This is a genomic window from Lactobacillus sp. ESL0259 (assembly GCF_003693045.1).
Classification (GTDB): domain Bacteria; phylum Bacillota; class Bacilli; order Lactobacillales; family Lactobacillaceae; genus Lactobacillus; species Lactobacillus melliventris.
The window spans coordinates 1-18490 of sequence record NZ_REHP01000002.1 but is presented as its reverse complement, the minus strand read 5'-3'; the positions used below and the strand labels follow the sequence as shown (position 1 = coordinate 18490).

Annotated in this window: 16 protein-coding genes, 1 tRNA gene and 1 rRNA gene; 7 read left to right on the top strand and 11 right to left on the bottom strand. The window is 35.6% G+C overall.

Annotation, left to right across the window (positions count from 1 at the left end):
* Positions 1-7 precede the first annotated feature (7 nt).
* From F5ESL0259_RS00585 to F5ESL0259_RS00565, 5 genes are all read left to right on the top strand, one after another.
* On the top strand, positions 8-847 hold the full coding sequence (locus F5ESL0259_RS00585) for a glycosyltransferase (RefSeq protein WP_110445409.1): 840 nt from the start codon (positions 8-10) through the stop codon (positions 845-847).
* A gap of 21 nt (positions 848-868) precedes the next feature.
* Positions 869-1816 (top strand): glycosyltransferase family 8 protein, encoded by a 948-nt coding sequence (locus tag F5ESL0259_RS00580; protein ID WP_122037125.1) that lies wholly within the window; start codon positions 869-871, stop codon positions 1814-1816.
* The gene (locus F5ESL0259_RS00575) at positions 1813-2700 is read left to right on the top strand and encodes a lysophospholipid acyltransferase family protein (protein WP_122037124.1); all 888 of its coding nucleotides are present in this window, start codon (positions 1813-1815) and stop codon (positions 2698-2700) included. The genes F5ESL0259_RS00580 and F5ESL0259_RS00575 overlap by 4 nt, the downstream gene beginning before the upstream one ends.
* A gap of 70 nt (positions 2701-2770) precedes the next feature.
* On the top strand, positions 2771-3001 hold the full coding sequence (locus F5ESL0259_RS00570) for a cytochrome b5 domain-containing protein (RefSeq protein ID WP_110445406.1): 231 nt from the start codon (positions 2771-2773) through the stop codon (positions 2999-3001).
* Positions 3002-3376: 375 nt separating this feature from the next.
* Complete coding sequence (locus F5ESL0259_RS00565; RefSeq protein WP_122037123.1) at positions 3377-3610, top strand: type II toxin-antitoxin system prevent-host-death family antitoxin; 234 nt, start codon at positions 3377-3379, stop codon at positions 3608-3610.
* 256 nt (positions 3611-3866) lie between these two features.
* Here the strand turns inward: F5ESL0259_RS00565 and F5ESL0259_RS00560 are convergent, their stop codons facing one another.
* The 5 genes from F5ESL0259_RS00560 to F5ESL0259_RS00540 all read right to left on the bottom strand — a co-directional run bounded on the left by F5ESL0259_RS00560 (position 3867) and on the right by F5ESL0259_RS00540 (position 9763).
* Complete coding sequence (locus tag F5ESL0259_RS00560; protein ID WP_122037122.1) at positions 3867-4892, bottom strand: alpha-L-fucosidase; 1026 nt, start codon at positions 4890-4892, stop codon at positions 3867-3869.
* A 151-nt stretch (positions 4893-5043) separates the two neighbouring features.
* Positions 5044-5802: a type I 3-dehydroquinate dehydratase gene (gene aroD / locus F5ESL0259_RS00555; RefSeq protein ID WP_122037121.1), complete on the bottom strand. Its 759-nt coding sequence runs from the start codon at positions 5800-5802 to the stop codon at positions 5044-5046.
* A 15-nt stretch (positions 5803-5817) separates the two neighbouring features.
* Positions 5818-6732 (bottom strand): shikimate dehydrogenase, encoded by a 915-nt coding sequence (locus F5ESL0259_RS00550; RefSeq protein WP_046324097.1) that lies wholly within the window; start codon positions 6730-6732, stop codon positions 5818-5820.
* A gap of 40 nt (positions 6733-6772) precedes the next feature.
* The gene (locus F5ESL0259_RS00545; protein WP_122037120.1) at positions 6773-8542 is read right to left on the bottom strand and encodes an FAD-dependent oxidoreductase; all 1770 of its coding nucleotides are present in this window, start codon (positions 8540-8542) and stop codon (positions 6773-6775) included.
* A gap of 21 nt (positions 8543-8563) precedes the next feature.
* Entirely contained in the window at positions 8564-9763 is a 1200-nt protein-coding gene (locus F5ESL0259_RS00540) for an MFS transporter (protein ID WP_122037119.1), read from the bottom strand.
* A 518-nt stretch (positions 9764-10281) separates the two neighbouring features.
* On the opposite strand from F5ESL0259_RS00540, the gene F5ESL0259_RS00535 reads away from it, so the two are divergent.
* Both F5ESL0259_RS00535 and F5ESL0259_RS00530 read left to right on the top strand, forming a co-directional pair.
* Positions 10282-11196 (top strand): LysR family transcriptional regulator, encoded by a 915-nt coding sequence (locus F5ESL0259_RS00535; protein WP_122037118.1) that lies wholly within the window; start codon positions 10282-10284, stop codon positions 11194-11196.
* A gap of 149 nt (positions 11197-11345) precedes the next feature.
* Entirely contained in the window at positions 11346-12185 is an 840-nt protein-coding gene (locus F5ESL0259_RS00530; protein WP_233558031.1) for a triphosphoribosyl-dephospho-CoA synthase, read from the top strand.
* Between the two features lie 42 nt (positions 12186-12227).
* Here F5ESL0259_RS00530 and F5ESL0259_RS00525 read toward each other — a convergent pair whose 3' ends face one another.
* The 6 genes from F5ESL0259_RS00525 to rrf all read right to left on the bottom strand — a co-directional run bounded on the left by F5ESL0259_RS00525 (position 12228) and on the right by rrf (position 18471).
* Positions 12228-14108, bottom strand: coding sequence for a flavocytochrome c (locus F5ESL0259_RS00525; RefSeq protein ID WP_122037144.1), 1881 nt, complete (start codon positions 14106-14108; stop codon positions 12228-12230).
* A gap of 422 nt (positions 14109-14530) precedes the next feature.
* Entirely contained in the window at positions 14531-15241 is a 711-nt protein-coding gene (locus tag F5ESL0259_RS00520; RefSeq protein ID WP_122037117.1) for a glucosamine-6-phosphate deaminase, read from the bottom strand.
* A gap of 1 nt (position 15242) precedes the next feature.
* Entirely contained in the window at positions 15243-17129 is a 1887-nt protein-coding gene (locus F5ESL0259_RS00515; RefSeq protein ID WP_122037116.1) for a beta-glucoside-specific PTS transporter subunit IIABC, read from the bottom strand.
* Between the two features lie 39 nt (positions 17130-17168).
* On the bottom strand, positions 17169-18011 hold the full coding sequence (locus F5ESL0259_RS00510) for a PRD domain-containing protein (RefSeq protein ID WP_122037115.1): 843 nt from the start codon (positions 18009-18011) through the stop codon (positions 17169-17171).
* A gap of 260 nt (positions 18012-18271) precedes the next feature.
* A tRNA-Asn gene (locus F5ESL0259_RS00505) sits at positions 18272-18344 on the bottom strand.
* A gap of 10 nt (positions 18345-18354) precedes the next feature.
* Positions 18355-18471, bottom strand: a 5S ribosomal RNA gene (gene rrf / locus F5ESL0259_RS00500).
* Between the last annotated feature and the right edge of the window lie 19 nt (positions 18472-18490).

Genomic DNA, 18490 nt, shown 5'->3' with positions numbered 1-18490 from the left:
GTTCTCAATGAATATTCTTTTTTGCGGTGACCATAACGCCGAAGATGGCATTCTTATCGCTACCCTTTCATTATTGAAAAACAGTGGTGCCCAAGAACTCCATATATACATCCTAACAATGTATACTCAAAGTTATCATAAAAAATTTCAGCCTTTTAGTAAGCACGCGGCTGATTATCTCAAATCACTCTTAGTAAAGCAAAATCCCCAAAACACTTTAAAATTGATGGACTGTACTGGTTTATTTGTCAGAGAACCTCTCATAGCAAATATGAGTACTCATTTTACTCCCTATGCTATGCTCAGACTTTTTGCGGATGAAATACCGCAGCTGCCAAATAAAATATTATATCTTGATGCTGACGTGATTGTCAGACGCAGCTTAGTCAACTTTTACCAGCAAGATTTAACTGGCACTGAACTTGTTGGTGTCCTTGATTACTGGGGGCGCTTCTTTTTCCACAATTTGCACGAACACAAAGTGTTTGATTACGTTAATTCCGGCGTTTTGCTGCTTAACCTGCCTGAAATCAGGAAAACTAACTTATTTGCCCGCATTCGGCATCTCTTACAAACCAGAACTGTTTTAATGCCAGATCAAACTGCACTTAACCGTTATGCGCGAGAAAAGAAAATTGCTCCCAGGCGTTATAATGAACAGTATAAATTGCAGCCAGATACTGTAATCCAACACTTTACTACGAGTTTTCGCTTTTGGCCTGTCTTTCATACCTTGACGGTTAAGCCGTGGGATGTTCAACGTGTACATAAAGTGCTAAAATTGCATGAATATGACGACATTTTGACTAATTATCTTAATGTTAAAAGCAATTTAATAAAAAAATAACGTTTGGAGAAAAATTACAACATGACAATTCCAGTTTTTTATGCTATCAGTGATGACTTTACAAAATACGCGGCAGTATCGCTCAATTCCTTGGTTAAAAATGCCGCTATTGATAAAGATTATACAGTTTATTTTTTAAGTCAGGTTCTAACTGCTCAGCATAAACAGGACTTACAAGAAATAGGCACCAGCAACGTTCACGTTAAGTTTTTTAATATTAATGATGAAATAGTTGCCCCTATTCAGAATCGTACCGAAAACTTTTTGCGGGCTGACTTTTTTACCATGTCCATTTTCTACCGTTTATTCATTCCTGATCTGTTTCCCCAATACGATAAGGCTATTTATATCGACAGTGACACAATCGTTAACGATGATATTGGCAGACTGTATGACACTAAGCTAGGTAGTCACCTCTTTGCCGCCTGCACCGACTCTTCAATTCAACATGTGACAAAAATGGTGAAGTATATTAAAGAAGTGCTAGTGCTTGATCCGAAAAAATATATTAATTCCGGAATGCTGGTTTTAAACTGCAAAGCCTTTCGCGACGAACACTTTATTGACCATTTTATGAGTTTACTCAAAAAATATCATTTTGACTGTATTGCTCCTGATCAAGACTACTTAAATGAAATTGGCGATAAAAGAATTTTACATTTAGATCCCAAATGGGACGCCATGCCAAATGATAATACTGAGCCCCTAGCTAATCCCAGTTTAATTCACTATAATCTTTTCTTTAAACCGTGGCATTTTCAAAATGTGCAGTATGAAGAATATTTTTGGAACAGTGCCAAAGAAACTAAGTTTTACAATGATTTGTTAGCAGAATTAAATAATTATACTGATAAACAGCGTGATGAAGACCGGCACAAATTGGATCATATGCTGGCCAAAGAAGATAAAACCATTAATGACCCTCATAACTGGGCTAATGTAAAAAAACAAGGACCTGTTAGTTTATGATTATCGGTGACAATCGTGAACAAGTAATTCAAAATATTAAAAAAGCTGTTGCTAACAGGGATTGGCATGCCAAAGTCGAAATTGGTGACCCTGTATTATCCCTTAAAGAGAGTAAAGAATTAGTCAACAATTTTTGGCATGAACAAAAAACTGTCAAGGGAAAAATAAATGATCGAATTGGTCACTTGCTTTTCAATACTTTGATGCGTATTTTAACATCATCGACCACATTTACCGGACTCGAAAACCTGGCTGATTTACCTCAAGGCGGGGCAATTATTACGGCCAATCATTTTAATCAAATTGACTCCCTGCCAATTAAACATTTAGCAAATAAAACTCATCATTCATTAACAATTGCCATTGAAGATACTAATTTGAAATTACCGGGAATTTTATGCTATTTAATGAACTATGTGGGCACTATTCCCTTAATAGAAACTCCCAGCTATGTTGGTAACGAGTTCCCGAATCACCTGCATGATGCTTTAGAGCAAAACAACTGGGTTTTAATTTATCCTGAACAGGAAATGTGGTGGAATTACCGCAAACCACGTGAATTAAAACGGGGCGCGTACTATTTTGCGGCTAAGCAAAATGTTCCCGTTATTTCAACTTTTATTGAAATCCAGACAATCGATAAACTAGAAAAAGATCATCCTAATTTTTATCAAACAAAATATGTAGTCCATGTTTTACCACCAATTTTTCCAGACGTTAAACTGAGTGCCAATGAAAATTCCAAGAAGATGATGGCATGTGATTATCAGCAAAAAGTTGCAGCCTATGAAAAGGCTTACCAGCGTAAGTTGGATCTGACTTTTGCCCCCTGGGATATTGCTGGCTGGCGTTTCAACTATCAAAAAAATCAAAATAAAAGTTAGACTTGTGATTTTTTTGCGACTATAATTGAGGTGACAATTAGTAAGTGTATTTGGAAAGGGGATATTTCCAATGGAAAAATTCACAAAAGAGTCTTTAGCAAAATATGATGGCAAAAATGGCAATCCAGCCTATGTTGCTATTAAAGGTGTTGTTTATGATGTAACTGGTAATCCGCACTGGACTGATGGTGAGCACCATGGCAATCTAGCCGGCCGTGATTTAACTGTTGCAATAGGACAATCACCTCACGGTGAGAGTGTTCTAGGTAAACTGAAAAAGGTTGGCACTTACGAAGACTAATTAGCTAAACAAGTAAAATGATAATACCCCCAAATTTTAGATAAATTTGGGGGTATTATTGGTATTATTATGGTTAAATTACACCAAATCGAAATCAAAGTCTTGCTCTCTGTGCAAAATTGCCAGTTACTTTGGAATTGTAATCGTAAAAATAATATATTCCAGTTTTATTGCCGGATTTAATTAGTGTGCAAGCTTAACTTCCTAACACTTATAACAATTGATAGAGTTAATTATTTAACTTTATCATGGAAGAAATCTTATTTTAGTTTTATAAAAATCACCGTGTCTAACGAATAATTAATGTTAATAACGTACAGTAATGAGACATTTTAAAAATCAGCGCACAATATCTGTCAAAAGGAAGTGATGATTATGCTACAAATCCAACCCGTTTCAGAATTAAGAAATTACAATAAAGTCCTTAATAAAGTTAAAAAAGATAATCCAGTTTTTCTTACCAAAAATGGCTATGGCAAATTTGCGCTCATAGATATCGAAAAATATGATGAATTTACTACTGCTCTTGAGCTAGTAAATAAGCTGAAAAAAGCTGAAAAATCAAAGCACTATAATTTTGATGAAATTAAAGGAAAACTATTCAGCTAACGTTCTCATTAAAATTATCAAGTCCTTCTAAAGAATATCTTGAAAAGTTAAAAACATACTTATTGACTAGCTTCGATGAAAAAGTAAAAAAAGAAGTTTTAGCTAGAGAAGATCTCATTCCAAAAATCCAAAATTACTTTCATTAATTAAACGCATCCATTTAGGACGCACTCCCTTTATTGTATTAAATAACTAAAAAATACGACCTCCGAAACTGACTTAATTTCGGAGGTCATATCATTGTTAAAACATTTTATTAATTTTCAACCAATTTTGCTGCAGCAGCAATATTTTCTTGGGCTGGTAAAGGAATTCTGCCTAAGCCATCAAGTCCAACATTTAAAAGATAATTGATTCCTAAACTATTTAAATGTTTGCGGTATTGGTAAATTGTTGCGGGAGATTTCCAATTTTGATCGCGGTACGAAAAGCCCCAAGAATCGTTAATTGTACCAGCCGTTTCATATAAGCCATAAGGAGACGGTTTAAATCCTTCAATTGAATTATAATCAACATTTTGTTGATTTTCTTCTTTGTCACTTGGAATTTCATTGTCACCAAGTGAAACATAATCATATTTACCATTACCAAGACGGGAATTGATTAAACAGTTTGGCTGCAGTTTTTTCACCGTGTCGTAAACTTCCTGACTCTGAGCCTCAGTTAAAGTCATTGGTACATCAAACCAGGCTGTAGCTATCTCACCGTAATTACTCATTATTTCCTTAATTTGGGGGATGATTTTGTCATTAAAACACTGAGCAAAGTTCTTGTTTTTCTGTGGAAAATCCCAGCTGTTATCCCAAGTAGTACCAGCTGATTCGATATCATTTGAAAGGTAGCCGCCACCGTTAGGTTCATGCCAGTCTAGGTCTTGCGAATAATAAAGACCAAATTTCAAACCTGCCTTTTGACAAGCTTCTGCTAATTCTCCGATTACATCTCTATGAAAAGGTGTCGCGTCATAAACGTTATATGGGTCAACTTGTGAATGATACATTGCAAAACCATCATGATGTTTGGTAGTTACTACTAGATACTTCATACCACAATTTTTAGCAAATGCGACAATCTTATCAGCGTCAAAATAAATTGGATTAAAAGCTGTTGCAAGTTGGCGGTACTTAACAATAGGTATTTGCAATTTAGATTGAATCCATTCGGCATAATAACTTGAAGATTTTCCTTCATATTCACCAGCAAGAAGAGAATATAATCCCCAATGAATCATCATGCCATATTTAGCATTTTTGAACCATTCAATATTCCCGTTTGCAGTCATACATTTCTCCATTACTAAAGTTACCCTGAAAATACTTAATATTATTATTAAAAAGTTTAACACTTATTTTTCATGTAAATTTGGTTTCAGCAAAAAAGAGTTAGCTATAATACTCAAAGCTAACTCAAAATATCTATTATCTTAATAAAATTTACTGTATTGCCAAATACTTTTCCGCATTCCGCAAATCTGCAATCGACAGCTGACCTGGTGCAGAAGTTTTGCCAACAGCACCAAAGGACAAACTAGAACCGAAAACTTGACCGGCTACTCTAGTAATTTTACCAATATCGCCCATGGCCATAGTAATCAAGGGATTAGCAATTTCTGCATTCATTTCCGCCGTTGCTGCTAAAAGAGTTAAAACGTCAGTAGCACTATGAGGCATGCAGGCTAATTTAGGGACGTCTGCACCAAGTTGAGCCATTTTTCGTAAGCGAAATTCAATTACATCTTTAGCTGGCACCTTTTCAAAGTCATGGTTACTCATAATTACCACGACATTGTAGTCATGAGCTAAGTTTACTAAAGACTTTACTCTTTTTTCATCATGAAAAAGTTCTATATCAACTGCATCACCCAGCCTATTAGTAACGACATATTCTATTAAATTTAAATATTCGTCTTCAGCCAGACTGCAGACCCCACCTTCATTTTTAGTGCGAAAGGTGACCAAAATAGGCAGCTCGCCCACTTCCTGCCGCAATTTCTTGGCAGTAGTATTTAGTTTGGCAAAGTCATTAACTCCCGCAGCATAATAATCAATCCGCCATTCCATTAAATCAGGTTTGGCAGACTTAATCTTTTCAGCTGCAGTCAAAATTTCTTCTGCGGTTGTTCCGACATTAGGGACGGCAATTTTGGGCAGCCCTGCACCTAAAACAGTATTTCTAATCCTTACAGTAGCCATTAGTTAATCCCTCAACTAATCGTTGTCGTCTGAAAATATAATCTCACGGATATAATCGGTTGGCATCTCTTTACCTGTCCATAGCTTAAATGATGCTGCACCTTGATCAATCATCATGCCGATACCATCATAGACATGCTTAACTCCGGCCTCTTGTGCCACTCTCATTAACTTAGTAGTTCTTGGAGAGTAAACCGTGTCAAATACTACCATATCCTGATGGAACCATGATGGATCTGAAACTAATGTCTTATCTTCAAACGGCTTCATTCCGATGCTAGTTGCATCGCAGTAAATATCACTTTCTGCAATTGATTGTTTGAATGCTTCCTGATCAGATAATTCAGTCAGAGAAACCTTGCAGTCAGTGTTTTCACGAATAGTTTTAACAGTCTTTTCAGCTTGAGGCCAATTTTTATCTCTAATGTTAAACATTCTAATTTCCTTAGCACCATCTAAAGCTGACTGAACCGCTATCGGTGTTGCAGCACCACCTGCACCAGTTAAGGTCATAATCTTACCTTTAATATCAAAGCCTTCATCTTTAAGTGATTGCACAAAACCGATACCATCAGTGGTGTAGCCTGTCAAAACGCCATGATCGTTCACAATAGTATTAACAGCATCACACATTTTAGCAGCAGGTGATAATTTATCGAGGTATTGAATAACCTCTTTTTTATTAGGCATCGAAACGTTGGAACCACGCATATCTAACGTGCGAATAGCGTCAACTGCGCCTTTTAATTTATCGTTGCCAACTTCAAAACAAAGATAGGTGTAATTCAAGCCCAGCTTAGCAAACGCATTATTGTGCATTGTTGGTGACATTGAATGCCGAATAGGATAAGCCATCAACCCAATTAAGTAGGTATGACCATCGAGCCAGCCAGTAATAGGACCATTAACACCAGTAATTTTATTAGTCATCATTTTTCTCCTTTATTAAATTTAAAATAATTATTCTATACTAATTTTTAGAAGCACCAGACACTGCATCAGTTGGATCAGGTGCAGTCTTTTCCAATTTTTGATAATTGGCATTATCAGCAGCCTCTGTTCCGGCCACAAAACCTGAAGCATAAGACCAAGAATTCATCATACTTGGCATTGAATCATGACCGTTAGCACCGCCAACAATCTCTCCGGCGGCATAGAAATTGTCTAACGCTTTTAAATCTTGGTCTAAAAGTTGCATACGCTGATTAGTTTCATAGCCACCAAGGGTAGTACAAAAGCGTAATTTCTGCTCAATTACAAAGTAGGTCTCGCCTTCATATTTATGCATAAACTGACAAGGGCGACCAAACTCAGGATCATCACCTGAATCCACATATTTATCGTAGTCAGTTAAAGTCTTCTTGAGGTTTTCATAATCAATGCCGGCTTTTTGAGCCACCGTCTGCAGGTCTCCGCTAACTAAAATCGGACTCTTCTTGCCGTCAAGATCAAAGAAGCCTTGAACTTCATCTTTGCTAAAACCATATTTAAGTAACAGTTCATAAAATCTGTTCCATGTTCTTTCATCCATTACTACAAAAGCAATTTTATCCTTTTGCTCTGCAATGGCATCCCGAAAATGAGTATATGGGGCAGATTCATTTACAATTCGTTTACCACTGGTATTAACAAAAATAGCACCCATGTCCGTCGCTTCTTTTGTTGAATAGGTGGTTAGTTTGGCGATACCAGGTTCAACTTCTAAACCATGAGGATAAACTTTATACCAGTCAAGATTGCGGGAAGCCAAATTCATATTTTTAGCAAAATCAAAATAATCACCAGTAGAAGTCATCGGGCCGTAATAAGGGATATTGGTCTTATGTTTAAGGTAATCACGGGCACCCCAGCCGCCAGCTGCCATAATTAAGGAGTTAAAGTTTACGGTAACAGTTTCGTGCTTGCCTTCAGCAACTAACGAGACAAGCTGGCCCTGTTTATTTTTATTAAGTTGTTCCACCCGAGTTTCAAGTAAAATTTTGCCACCCTTTTTGGTAAAAGCATTTGCCACTTTAGTTATCAATTCATAAGAACTTTCAGTTGGCATTTCAATTTGGCGGTCAACGGAATGCTCAATAGTTTGTGTTTCGGCCTTTTGATAGGTCAGATCTGCAAATTCAGTAATAAAATCAACTGCTTTACCAATGTTTTGCGCTAGTAAATCTGAAAGCAGGGGATAATTTGTCCCCCGGCATTCTCGGGCAATATCTTGAACCAAGAGCTGCGGAGAATCTTTTTTTGCTTCTTCACCAAATAAAGTAGCTGCTAATTTTGAACCAGTGCCAACTACGTTTGAACCATTTAAAATTGTAGCTCCACCGAGATAGCCATTTTTTTCAAGTAAAAGAACATTTTTACCCATTGATAATGCCCGAGAGGCAGCCATTAAGCCTGCCATCCCCGAACCAATTACGGCTACATCCACATCATAGGTTACATCTTGATGTGACTGATTGCTAGGCTGAGAAGCAATATTTACACCATTTGCTTTTAAGGCCTTTTTACCAGAGTCAAGCATAGCTTGTGTCATAATCGAAGCACCGGAAATAGCATCAACAGCGAAACTTTGATTATTTAGAATATTCTTTTTTAATTTACCTACAACCTGGTTAAAGATACCCGGGGTTTCGGCAGTTTTGGTTACCTTGATATCAGTAATTTGATTGTCTTCGACTTTGATATCAAAGTCGATTTGACCATTTCTGCCTTCTGCTGTTGCTTTAATTGTTTTTTCTGACATAAATTCACCTTCTACTTTATATTAATTTTTGATATTGAAATTTTTACTACGACTAATTAAGACAACACACAGAACTACCGAAATGATCGTTATCACTGTAGTTATCCAAAATACCATCAGCGTACTTGCAGCATTGGCCTTTAATACAAACGCGGCTATAAGTGGTGCTACAAAATAAACCACGGCTGGCGCAAAACTGTAGTATGAAGTGATTTTCCCGTGACTTTGGGGGAAATAAGAAGTCAAGACTGAAAGTGCAACTTGCCACACTCCCCCTGCAGTAAAGAAGCCGACAGCTAAAGAACCTATTTCACCAGCTAGTAGAGACGGCTTTAAGACCATCAATAGCAAACCAAGAGCACTAATAGCCGAATATATCATAATCAAATTCAACCTTTTTACCTTAGTTACTAAAGCTGAGGTCACAAACACAGATATTAAGGAAGCAATCGAATACCATGATACAAGCTGATTGGCGTTAGCAGCGGACTCATTTAACACATACTGCCCATAGTAGGGAGCATAAAGAGAAAAAATATAGAATGTAAAACAAATTGTAAAACCTAAACCAATGATCATTAAGCCATCAACAGCTAACTTAGGCTGATTCTGCTCACTAATACCAGTTTCTAGGCTTTTTTCTTCTGCAGGAGCCTCTTTTGCCTCAGCTTGTGGGGCAAAAGCTGTTTTCATTGTAAAAACAACATCCAGTAAAATGATAATGACTAATATTAACGCTGTAATCTTAGGATTTTTAATTATTTTTACGCAAAATGGAAATAACATTTGCATGACTTGCATTGCGGCTTTAACAAACGAGTTCATTGTGGCTGTTTTGTCTGGAAAAGCATCTGCTAGTGCAGGATAACCGGCTGTATCGCCAAATGAATTGGTTGCACCGAAAAACATTGCTGCTAACCCCGCTATCCAAATATTGTTTGCAAAAGCAGCACCAAGAAGAAAAATTGCGTCACTAAGCAATGCAATTAACAAGGCCCTTTTACGACCAATCTTATCTGAAATAGCACCAGCAAATAGAATTGTGAAAATTCTACCCAAGCCTACCATTGCAATTACAAGTGAAACTTGGGTCGCACTGGCATTCCAAGAATGGGCCAATATTTCTCTGTATTGACTAATAAATAAGGTAGCTGCTCCCACAACTGCAAAATGGGTATAAACAGAAGCAGCAACGCCACTATAACTTTTTCCTTTTCTCATAGCTTTACCTTTCAAAATTAAGACTGCTGATAATCTCAAAAATAAATATATCCTATTAAAGCTGATACGAATAATTATTTCTGGTTACGGAATTATAAAAAATAACTATAGTTAAAAGCGCTACTACAACAATATTTTTCATTTTCATAATTTCAGATTATTAATTTTTAGGCTCATTTTGAATAGCAAGTTGTCTTTATACCACTAATTAATAGTTTACGCATATAAAAACTGAACCGTTACTTTAACTCAAAACTATTTTTTTGAATTATGTCAATTAATTCTTTTGCAGCAGTCAGATAAAGGAAACAAAAATGTAAAGTTTAGCCGTAAATAGTTGCCAATAATAAAAAAGACTCATTAGTTAAAAGCGTCAAAACATAGTAAAATTAACAATAACGTATGAATATTAATTTCAGCAATAATAATATAAATAAATTTTGTAAAGGCTTTATCAAGCTAAGTATAGTATTTATTAATATGAATATTGAATATAAAAATAATTTTGAGGTAACATCATGAATCTAAATCAACTTTATTATTTTCGTGAATTAGCAGACCAAAAACAATACACAAAAGCAGCAGACAATTTGTTCATCAGTCAACCTACCCTCTCGATATCGATTAAGCAACTGGAAAATGAGCTCCAATGCAAACTGTTTAACCATAATGGACGTTATGTGCAATTAACTGAATATGGGCGAATTTTTTATGATACTGTAACCAAATCTTTAAATACTTTAGATCGTGGTAAAAAGCAGATTGAGCAGCGTATCAGTCAGGATCAGGGCAATATCCATATTGCCGGCATCCCTACAGCAATTGGAACTATATTGCCCCACTTAACTAAGCAGTATCAACAAGAAAGTAATATTTCCCCTCACTTCATCTACCACGATAATCCTTCATATCAAATTTGCGAAGGTATTAAAAATGGTTGGTATGATATTGGAATTTCCTCATTTGTACCTGAATTTAGTTATTTTACTTATATTCCCCTTTACACTGAAGAAATTATTGCTATCGTTTCAAAAGAAAACAACCTGGCTAAAATAACAGAAATTACGCCTGCAGAATTACAAGGCGAGTCAATTATTACCTACTCTAAAAAAATTCAGATTGGTAAAGACATAACTAATGCTTTATTGGCGACTGCATCTGATCTAAATATCACGAATAGACTACATGATGAATTAGCAATTGCAGGACAAGTATTGACCAATGATATTGTAGGCATCGTTGCCAAAACTATTTATCTGAGTGGTTTCGATATTCACATTATCAAACTGGATTTACCCCAAAATACTCGTCAGGTTTATTTAGTTTATGATTCCAGCCAAAATTTTTCACCAGGAACTGTTGATTTCATTGACTTTCTTAAAAGTCATAAACCAGATATTCAAAAAATTGTTGATAACATTCCTGTCAACTAAAATATAAAAAGTAAAACTGACATCTATCAGAAATTAATAAATATATGGTAGCGGGGTCTTGAAATAGGATATACTGATATTATGGCAAAGAGTTATAACATAAAAATTATTAAAATCGTTCAACAAGTTGTCAAAGAATTAATTAACTAATGAATCAAACCTATAATATGACTAATTCAATTACTCAAAACGCTTTACGCTCGCTTTTGTATGAAGTTGTTACTGAACCCAAACCTGGTCTGGTAGATCCTGGGAGCCCAGGCCCACATCCCGACATGGATATTTATACTTTTATTGACAGCTCTATCAGTTTAGAATCGTATTTTGCCACTGCTGTTAAAATTGGCCAGACTTTTCACTCAACTGACTTAACCCAAATGTTTCAGCAATTAAGGCAAAGAGGCATTACTGCTGAAAAAGAAATGTTTACCGCTACCCATGGTGCCAATACACACAAAGGTGCTATTTTTGCATTAGGAATTTTTGTTTGTGCCGAAAGTTACAGTATGACAAACAAGACCGAACTGTTTCTTACTATTACCAAGATGTGTAAAGGGCTTGTACAGCATGATTTAGTTCAAAATAATGAATTACAAACAGCTGGTGAACAAGAATTTGTTAAATATAAGATAGGCGGAGCCAGAGCACAGGCAGAGCAGGGCTATCCCATAGTTAGAGAAGTGGCATTGCCTTTTTTAAAAAGCAGTACTGGGACTGTTCAAACCAGGCTTCTTGACACATTAATGAAAATAGCTACAGTAGCGGTTGACAGTAACCTAATTAAACGGGCCGGAAATTATGATGTAGTTAAATGGCTCCACCAAGAAGCAACAAAATATTTAGATCTTGGCGGCTATGCTGCTGCAGCTGGGAAAAAGCAATTGCAAAAATTAAGTAAAGAGTGCTTAGTACATAATTACAGCTTAGGCGGTTGTGCAGATTTACTAATTGTCACCATTTTTGTTGCTTTTGAAAGAGGATATATATAAAAAGGAAGGCAAATCGCCTTCCTTTTTACTAGAATCAAAATATTATTTTTCAGATGCACCAGTCACGGCATCATTATGTGCAATTTCATCGCATGCAGTATCAGCAGCTATTCTACCAAAGGTAAAGATATCAGCTAGTGAATTACCACCTAGACGATTACCAGCATGTAAGCCGCCAGCAACCTCACCAGCAGCGTATAGACCAGTAATAACCTGGCTCTCTTTATTTAATACCTGTGCTTTTGGATTAATCCTCAAGCCACCCATTGTATGGTGAATAGCTGGCTTACGAGGCGTTGCGTAAAATGGGGCAACTTCACATTTAAGGTTAAATGCACTTTTACCAAATTCCGGATCGTTACCAGCATCAACGTATGAATTATACTTTTTAATGGTATTTACCAAAGTAGCGGGATCCATACCGGCTTTTTCGGCTAGTTCTTCAAGAGTATCAGCCTTCAGCAGTGTACCGGCCTTTACCTGAGCCTCAAGTGATTCCTCAGTTGTGTTATAGGCAGTACCTTTTATTTTTTCATCTGCTATTAAGTAGAACAAAGTACCATTAGCAATTGCTGCCTTGGCTAAAGTATCACGCTCTGCAAATTCGTTAACAAAGCGTTCACCCTTTTGGTTAACCATAATAAAGTTTTCAGGCGGAGTTTGGATACCGGTAAATAATTCACCAGTCTTAGGATCAGAAACAGGCATTAATTGAATGAATCCCATACCTACTAAATCAGCACCTGCTTCTTGGCCTAGAGCTATCCCATCACCAGTAATTGCTGGTGAATTGGTAGTAGCAATGTCATCATCAATGTGCTTCCAGTAAGTGTTGTATTTTTGTACCATTTTAGTATTTGCACCAAAGCCACCAGAAGTCAAAATTACTTTTTGGGCATGAACAGTAACCTTACTGCCATCGTTTCCTTGGGCTACAACACCTGTAACTTTACCGTCTTCAATAATTAAATGCTGTGCCCTAGTTTCAGTTAAAACCGTAGCGCCATGATCTTTTATCCAATCACCTAAAACGTGAATAAATGCATAGCCCATAGGTTCAACCGGCTTATGACCGCGACGCCATAAAGCACCAACCGGCATAGTGACATCAGAGCGGTCAAATTTTACTCCTAAATCAGTTAGCCATTTAACCGAATCAAGTACGCTATTGACAAGCTCGGTAACTAAAGCATAATTGCCGTGAATTTCATTACCATTTAAGTCAGTTCTTTTGCCACCTAAATAAGTCTGTATCTCATGTAATAATACCGAGTCAAAAAGATAATTTTCTCCAGAATCCACATAAGCCTTAATTTGCTTTTGCAATTCTTTAAAATCATCACGGTATTCTGGATCAATTTCAGCAATCGGCGTAGCAGCTAATTTTTCCAAGCTTTCTTTTTCACCTGGTAAAGCCTTGAACTTATTTTGCCATTCTGGCTCAGCAGCGTTTAAAGGACCACCAGCCCTAGTAGTATTACCACCGATTTGAGGGAATTTTTCCAATACTATTACTTTTTTACCGTTTTGAATTGTTCTTGCGGCTGCAGCAAGACCAGCCCCGCCGGCACCGATCACCACAACATCAGTTTGGTATTCAGTGTCTGAACTATTAGCGGTCTGAGGTTTTGGCCTGTTTAACCATTCTTGTGCGTCTCCACCGGCCTTATTAATTGCCTGAGCCACACCATCGACTACTCCATGGCTGGAAATAGTAGCTCCACTAACCGCATCAACATTTAAAGTTTGGCTAGCAATAATTTGCTTTGGCAAACGTTTAAAAACTTCATCGGCTACTCCTGCAGTTTCACCACTTGAATCTATATCAATTTCTTTGATTTTATCCTCAGAAAGGGTCACTTCCATAGGCATAAAACTGGAGCCATGACCTTTAGCCTTAACTTTGTAAGTACCAGGTTTCATCATTAATATACTTCCTTTCTTTAAATACTTATCAGTTAAATTTTACTAACTTTTTAGCTGTACTTCAAATCAAGAAAGTTTATTAAATATAAGTTTGTTTTCTATATCATTATTTTAAAGTTATAAACTTTTGGTCTAATTAGAGTAATCCAATATTTGTTAAAACTATAACTTAATCATAAAAAAGCCTCAAAAGTTATCTAACTTTTGGGCTTAATTACTTATACTCTTTCTTGTAATGAAATTTTGCTTTTTGTCTTTTTATATATTTAATTAAAAAAGATTTTAAGTCAAGTTACTCTACATTAACCACCTTAAGTGCTTCGTTATAAATCAATTTCTGCGATACCATATTACTAAAAAAATATCATACATAATTTAAAATCAAATCGATTAGCTAATATCAGTTACTCCCAGAAAAATCAGATTTTTGTTGCTGCTTCTTGATCCACTATCACTGTTAAATCAGGATGTAATTTCAAAATAGATGCCGGATATGTTTTATCAACAGGACCTGCAACTAAATGCCATATTGCTTCGGCTTTTTCAATTCCTGTAGCAATTAAAATTAATTTTCGTGTAGCCATTACACTTCGTGGACCCATTGTAATCCAATGGTCAGGTACCAATTTTGAATTACTAAAATGGCCACTAATTTTCTTTCTTAATTCACCTTTTGCACTAACCTTTACTGTCTGATCTTCAAAATTAGTAGCTCCTGGTAAATTGCCACAATAGTGTCCATCTTTGCCAATACCCAACAGCATTGCATCTAGGCCACCAATTTGTGCCAGCTTTCGATCGTGTACTTGATAATTTGAACTATCTAAATGATGGATTCTTTTAGCACTTATTTCAGCAGGATCAAAGTATAGTTTTTTTAAATCTCGCATTGTTATTCCGATGAAATTTGGATCAGTTGACGGAATTTCATCAAAATTGAAGTAATGAACATGATCAAAGGCATGGCTTTTTTTAATTTGTGGTGCCATGTATTCGTATGTCATTACAGGAGTGGACCCCGCAGTAATCGAAAGATTATATCTAGTAGATTTACTTAACATTAAACCAATCAGCATTTCTCCAGTTAAAACACTTAATTCTGCTTTATCTTTTACTTTAATAATTTTCATTTTAGTTTGCTCTCCTTACTGAATCTTGATATGGTATGATTTCAATTAATGGATCTCCTGATTTAATTGGCTTACTATCTGAAGGAGTTAGAACAGACAAATAGTCATCAGAATTAGTAACTACCAAAATCACTGTGGGATCATATTTATTTTCCTTAATTTTATTTAAATCAAATTTTAGTATTTGTTGTCCTACTTTAACATGGTCTCCTTCCTTAACCAAGCAATCAAAGTACTGCCCATTCAAATTTACAGTATCTACACCAACATGTATCATGACTTCGACGCCTAAGTCGTCAGAAAACAAACCAATTGAATGTTTTGTCTTAAATACCATTTTAATCTTCCCAGTTATCGGTGCTACAATCTTACCATCCTTAGGCATAATTGCTACTGTTTTACCCATCAATTCTTTTGAAAAGGTTTCATCTGGAATATCTTCTGTTAAATAAACATCACCATTTACAGGACTTTTAATTTCAAAAGAGTTTAAATTTGTTACACTAGATTCTGTGTTTTTAGTTTGAACCTCGTCGATTTTTAAGACTGTTTTAGATAGCAAATAGGTAATAATCAGTGTACTAATAACACTTACAATTGCGCCAATTAAAAAGCCGAGAGTTTTATCATTTAAAAATACTGGAACAGAAAGTACACTTGGCATTACCATTGCCATTGCCTTTGCTCCCATTGCTGCTCCAACTCCGGCACCACAAGCTCCTCCAATACAAGCACCAACAAATGCTGCACGATACTTTACCAAAACTCCATATAAAGCTGGTTCAGTAATTCCTAAGAAGCCTGAAATTGTAGCAGATAAAGAAATTTGCTTCATTTTCTTGCTCTTAACAATAAAGTAAATTGCAAGAGCTGCACTGGCTTGTGCCATAGTACTCATAAAGTTCATTGCAGCAAGTGTTGAATAACCATAAGTTGAAATTTGTTGAATTGTTAATGTTCTTAAAGCATGATGCATACCAGTTAGAACAAGTATTGGACGCAAGCCACCAGCTATTGCTCCTGCTAACAAAGGTGAAAAATCAATTAATATTTGTAAGCCCTTTGCAACATAATCTCCAATATAAAATCCGAGAGGTGCAATGCAAAAAAGCATAATTGGTACAACTACTATTAAAGAAATTAATGGCGTAAAAATAACCGTAATCATGCTAGGAAGATGATCCTCTAAATAACGATAAATATAACTTAAAAACCAAACTGATAAAATAATAGGAAGTACTGATTGACTATAATTAAATATTGGAATTGGTAAAAATCCCAAAAACATAATTTGCGTAACTTTTCCTGCCGTAGCAGCAGCTATTAAAGTTGGATATAATAATACTCCTGCTAAAGTTGCAGCCATATATTCATTTGTTCGATAAAAATGAGCAGAACTTACAGCCAGCAAAAATGGAAAGAAATAGAACATTGCATCTGCAGCAATATTCAGCACTTGCATAGTACCACTATTAGGACTAGTCCATTTTAAAGTAGTTGCCAAATATAAAAAGCCTTTAAGCATTCCTCCACCAATTATTGGTGATAAACTAGGAACTAAGATTGCTGATAAAGCGTTAATCATTCTATTAACAAGTGATTCCTTTTTTTTATTTGATATTTTACTGTTATTTTCACTAAGTATCGGAATTTCTTTAATAATAGATTTATAGACTTGATTTACTTTTGGACCGATAATAATTTGATATTGTCCACCCCTTTGTTGAACTCCCATTATATTTTCTAAAGACTCTATTTTTTTATCATCAGCCTTAGAATCATCTTTTAAATTAAAGCGTAATCTTGTAACGCAATGAGTCAGCGATTGAATATTTGATTGACCGCCAACTAACTCAATGATTTCCCTTGCTAAACTATCTTCAGACATTTTTCCTCCAAAATATATTTTAATATTAGAAATTTTTAGCTAATTTAATAACTGTACCAAATGCAAAGTAAGATAAAGATATTCATCTTCGCTGACTTTTGAGTTAAATTTCTTTGTTAAGTACTGGCTAATCTTCTTACTGATTTTGTACTCAATAGGATACTGTTCGATAATCATTTGCATTAATGGTTCATTATTTGTAGTGGTCGGCACAGTTTCCTTACTAGCTAACCTTAAAACCAAATATCGTAAATGCTTATTAAACCGTTTATAAGAAATAGTTTGTTGATCTATTCTCTTATTACTATTAATTCTAATTAATAGGTTTACATCTTTTGACACTTGAAGCCAGTCAATAGTAGTATCAATAGAAATCAGATTTTCAACATTATTTATCACATGTAATGAAATAAATGCTGCTTCAGAAGACGGAAGACTAATTTTACGTTCGTCGTTTATGAACTTTACAACTTTAAGCCCAATTTTATAAATATTTGGATAAAAGTTTTTTATTTCCCAATCAAGGGGACTTTTAATGCTTATTCCCTGATTATAACGTTGAAAAGTAAAAGTTAAATGATCTAAAAGACCAAAAAAAAGACCCTCACCTGTTGTTTTTCCAATTTGTTTTTCAATAAATTTAACTATTTTATATGTTAAACTAATATCTTCTTCATCAGCATTTCCTAATTCTGCAGCCATTTGTTGAAGATTTCTTTGACCACTAGAAACATAAATCGTCTGGACTAGATTCTTTTTTATTATGTCCCCTGGATGTGCCTTAAAACCGAGTCCTTTGCCAATTATCACACCTTCCGTTCTTCCTGCTCCGATTCCTGTTGCAAGCACTACATTGTTATTAATTCTTCGTTTAATTTTCACATTAACTTAACCTCCTAAAAAGCAAAAAACCATAGCCATATTTGAGACATATAAGTCTAAAATATAGCTATGGTTATGCCCAACAAAAGTTGGTAACTATTCCATTACGTAGTAAATATACCACATAAAAAAAGCGTTTACAACATTTAAATTATAATATTTTAACTCTAAATTTTATTAATAGATATCTTAGTCTATGCTCTATATCAAGACATTAAAAACACAAAAAAAGAGGACCTTTTGGTCCTCTTCTCTCTTTGCTCCGGCTGTCAGACTCGAACTGACGACATCTTGATTAACAGTCAAGCGCTCTACCAACTGAGCTAAGCCGGAATACTAAAAAGCACGGCAGCGTCCTACCCTCGCAGGCAGTCTCCCACCAACTACTCTCGGCGTGAAGAAGCTTAACTGCTGTGTTCGGCATGGTTACAGGTGTTTCCTTCTTGCTCTTGCCACCGTACTTTTCCTTGTGAGCTTTT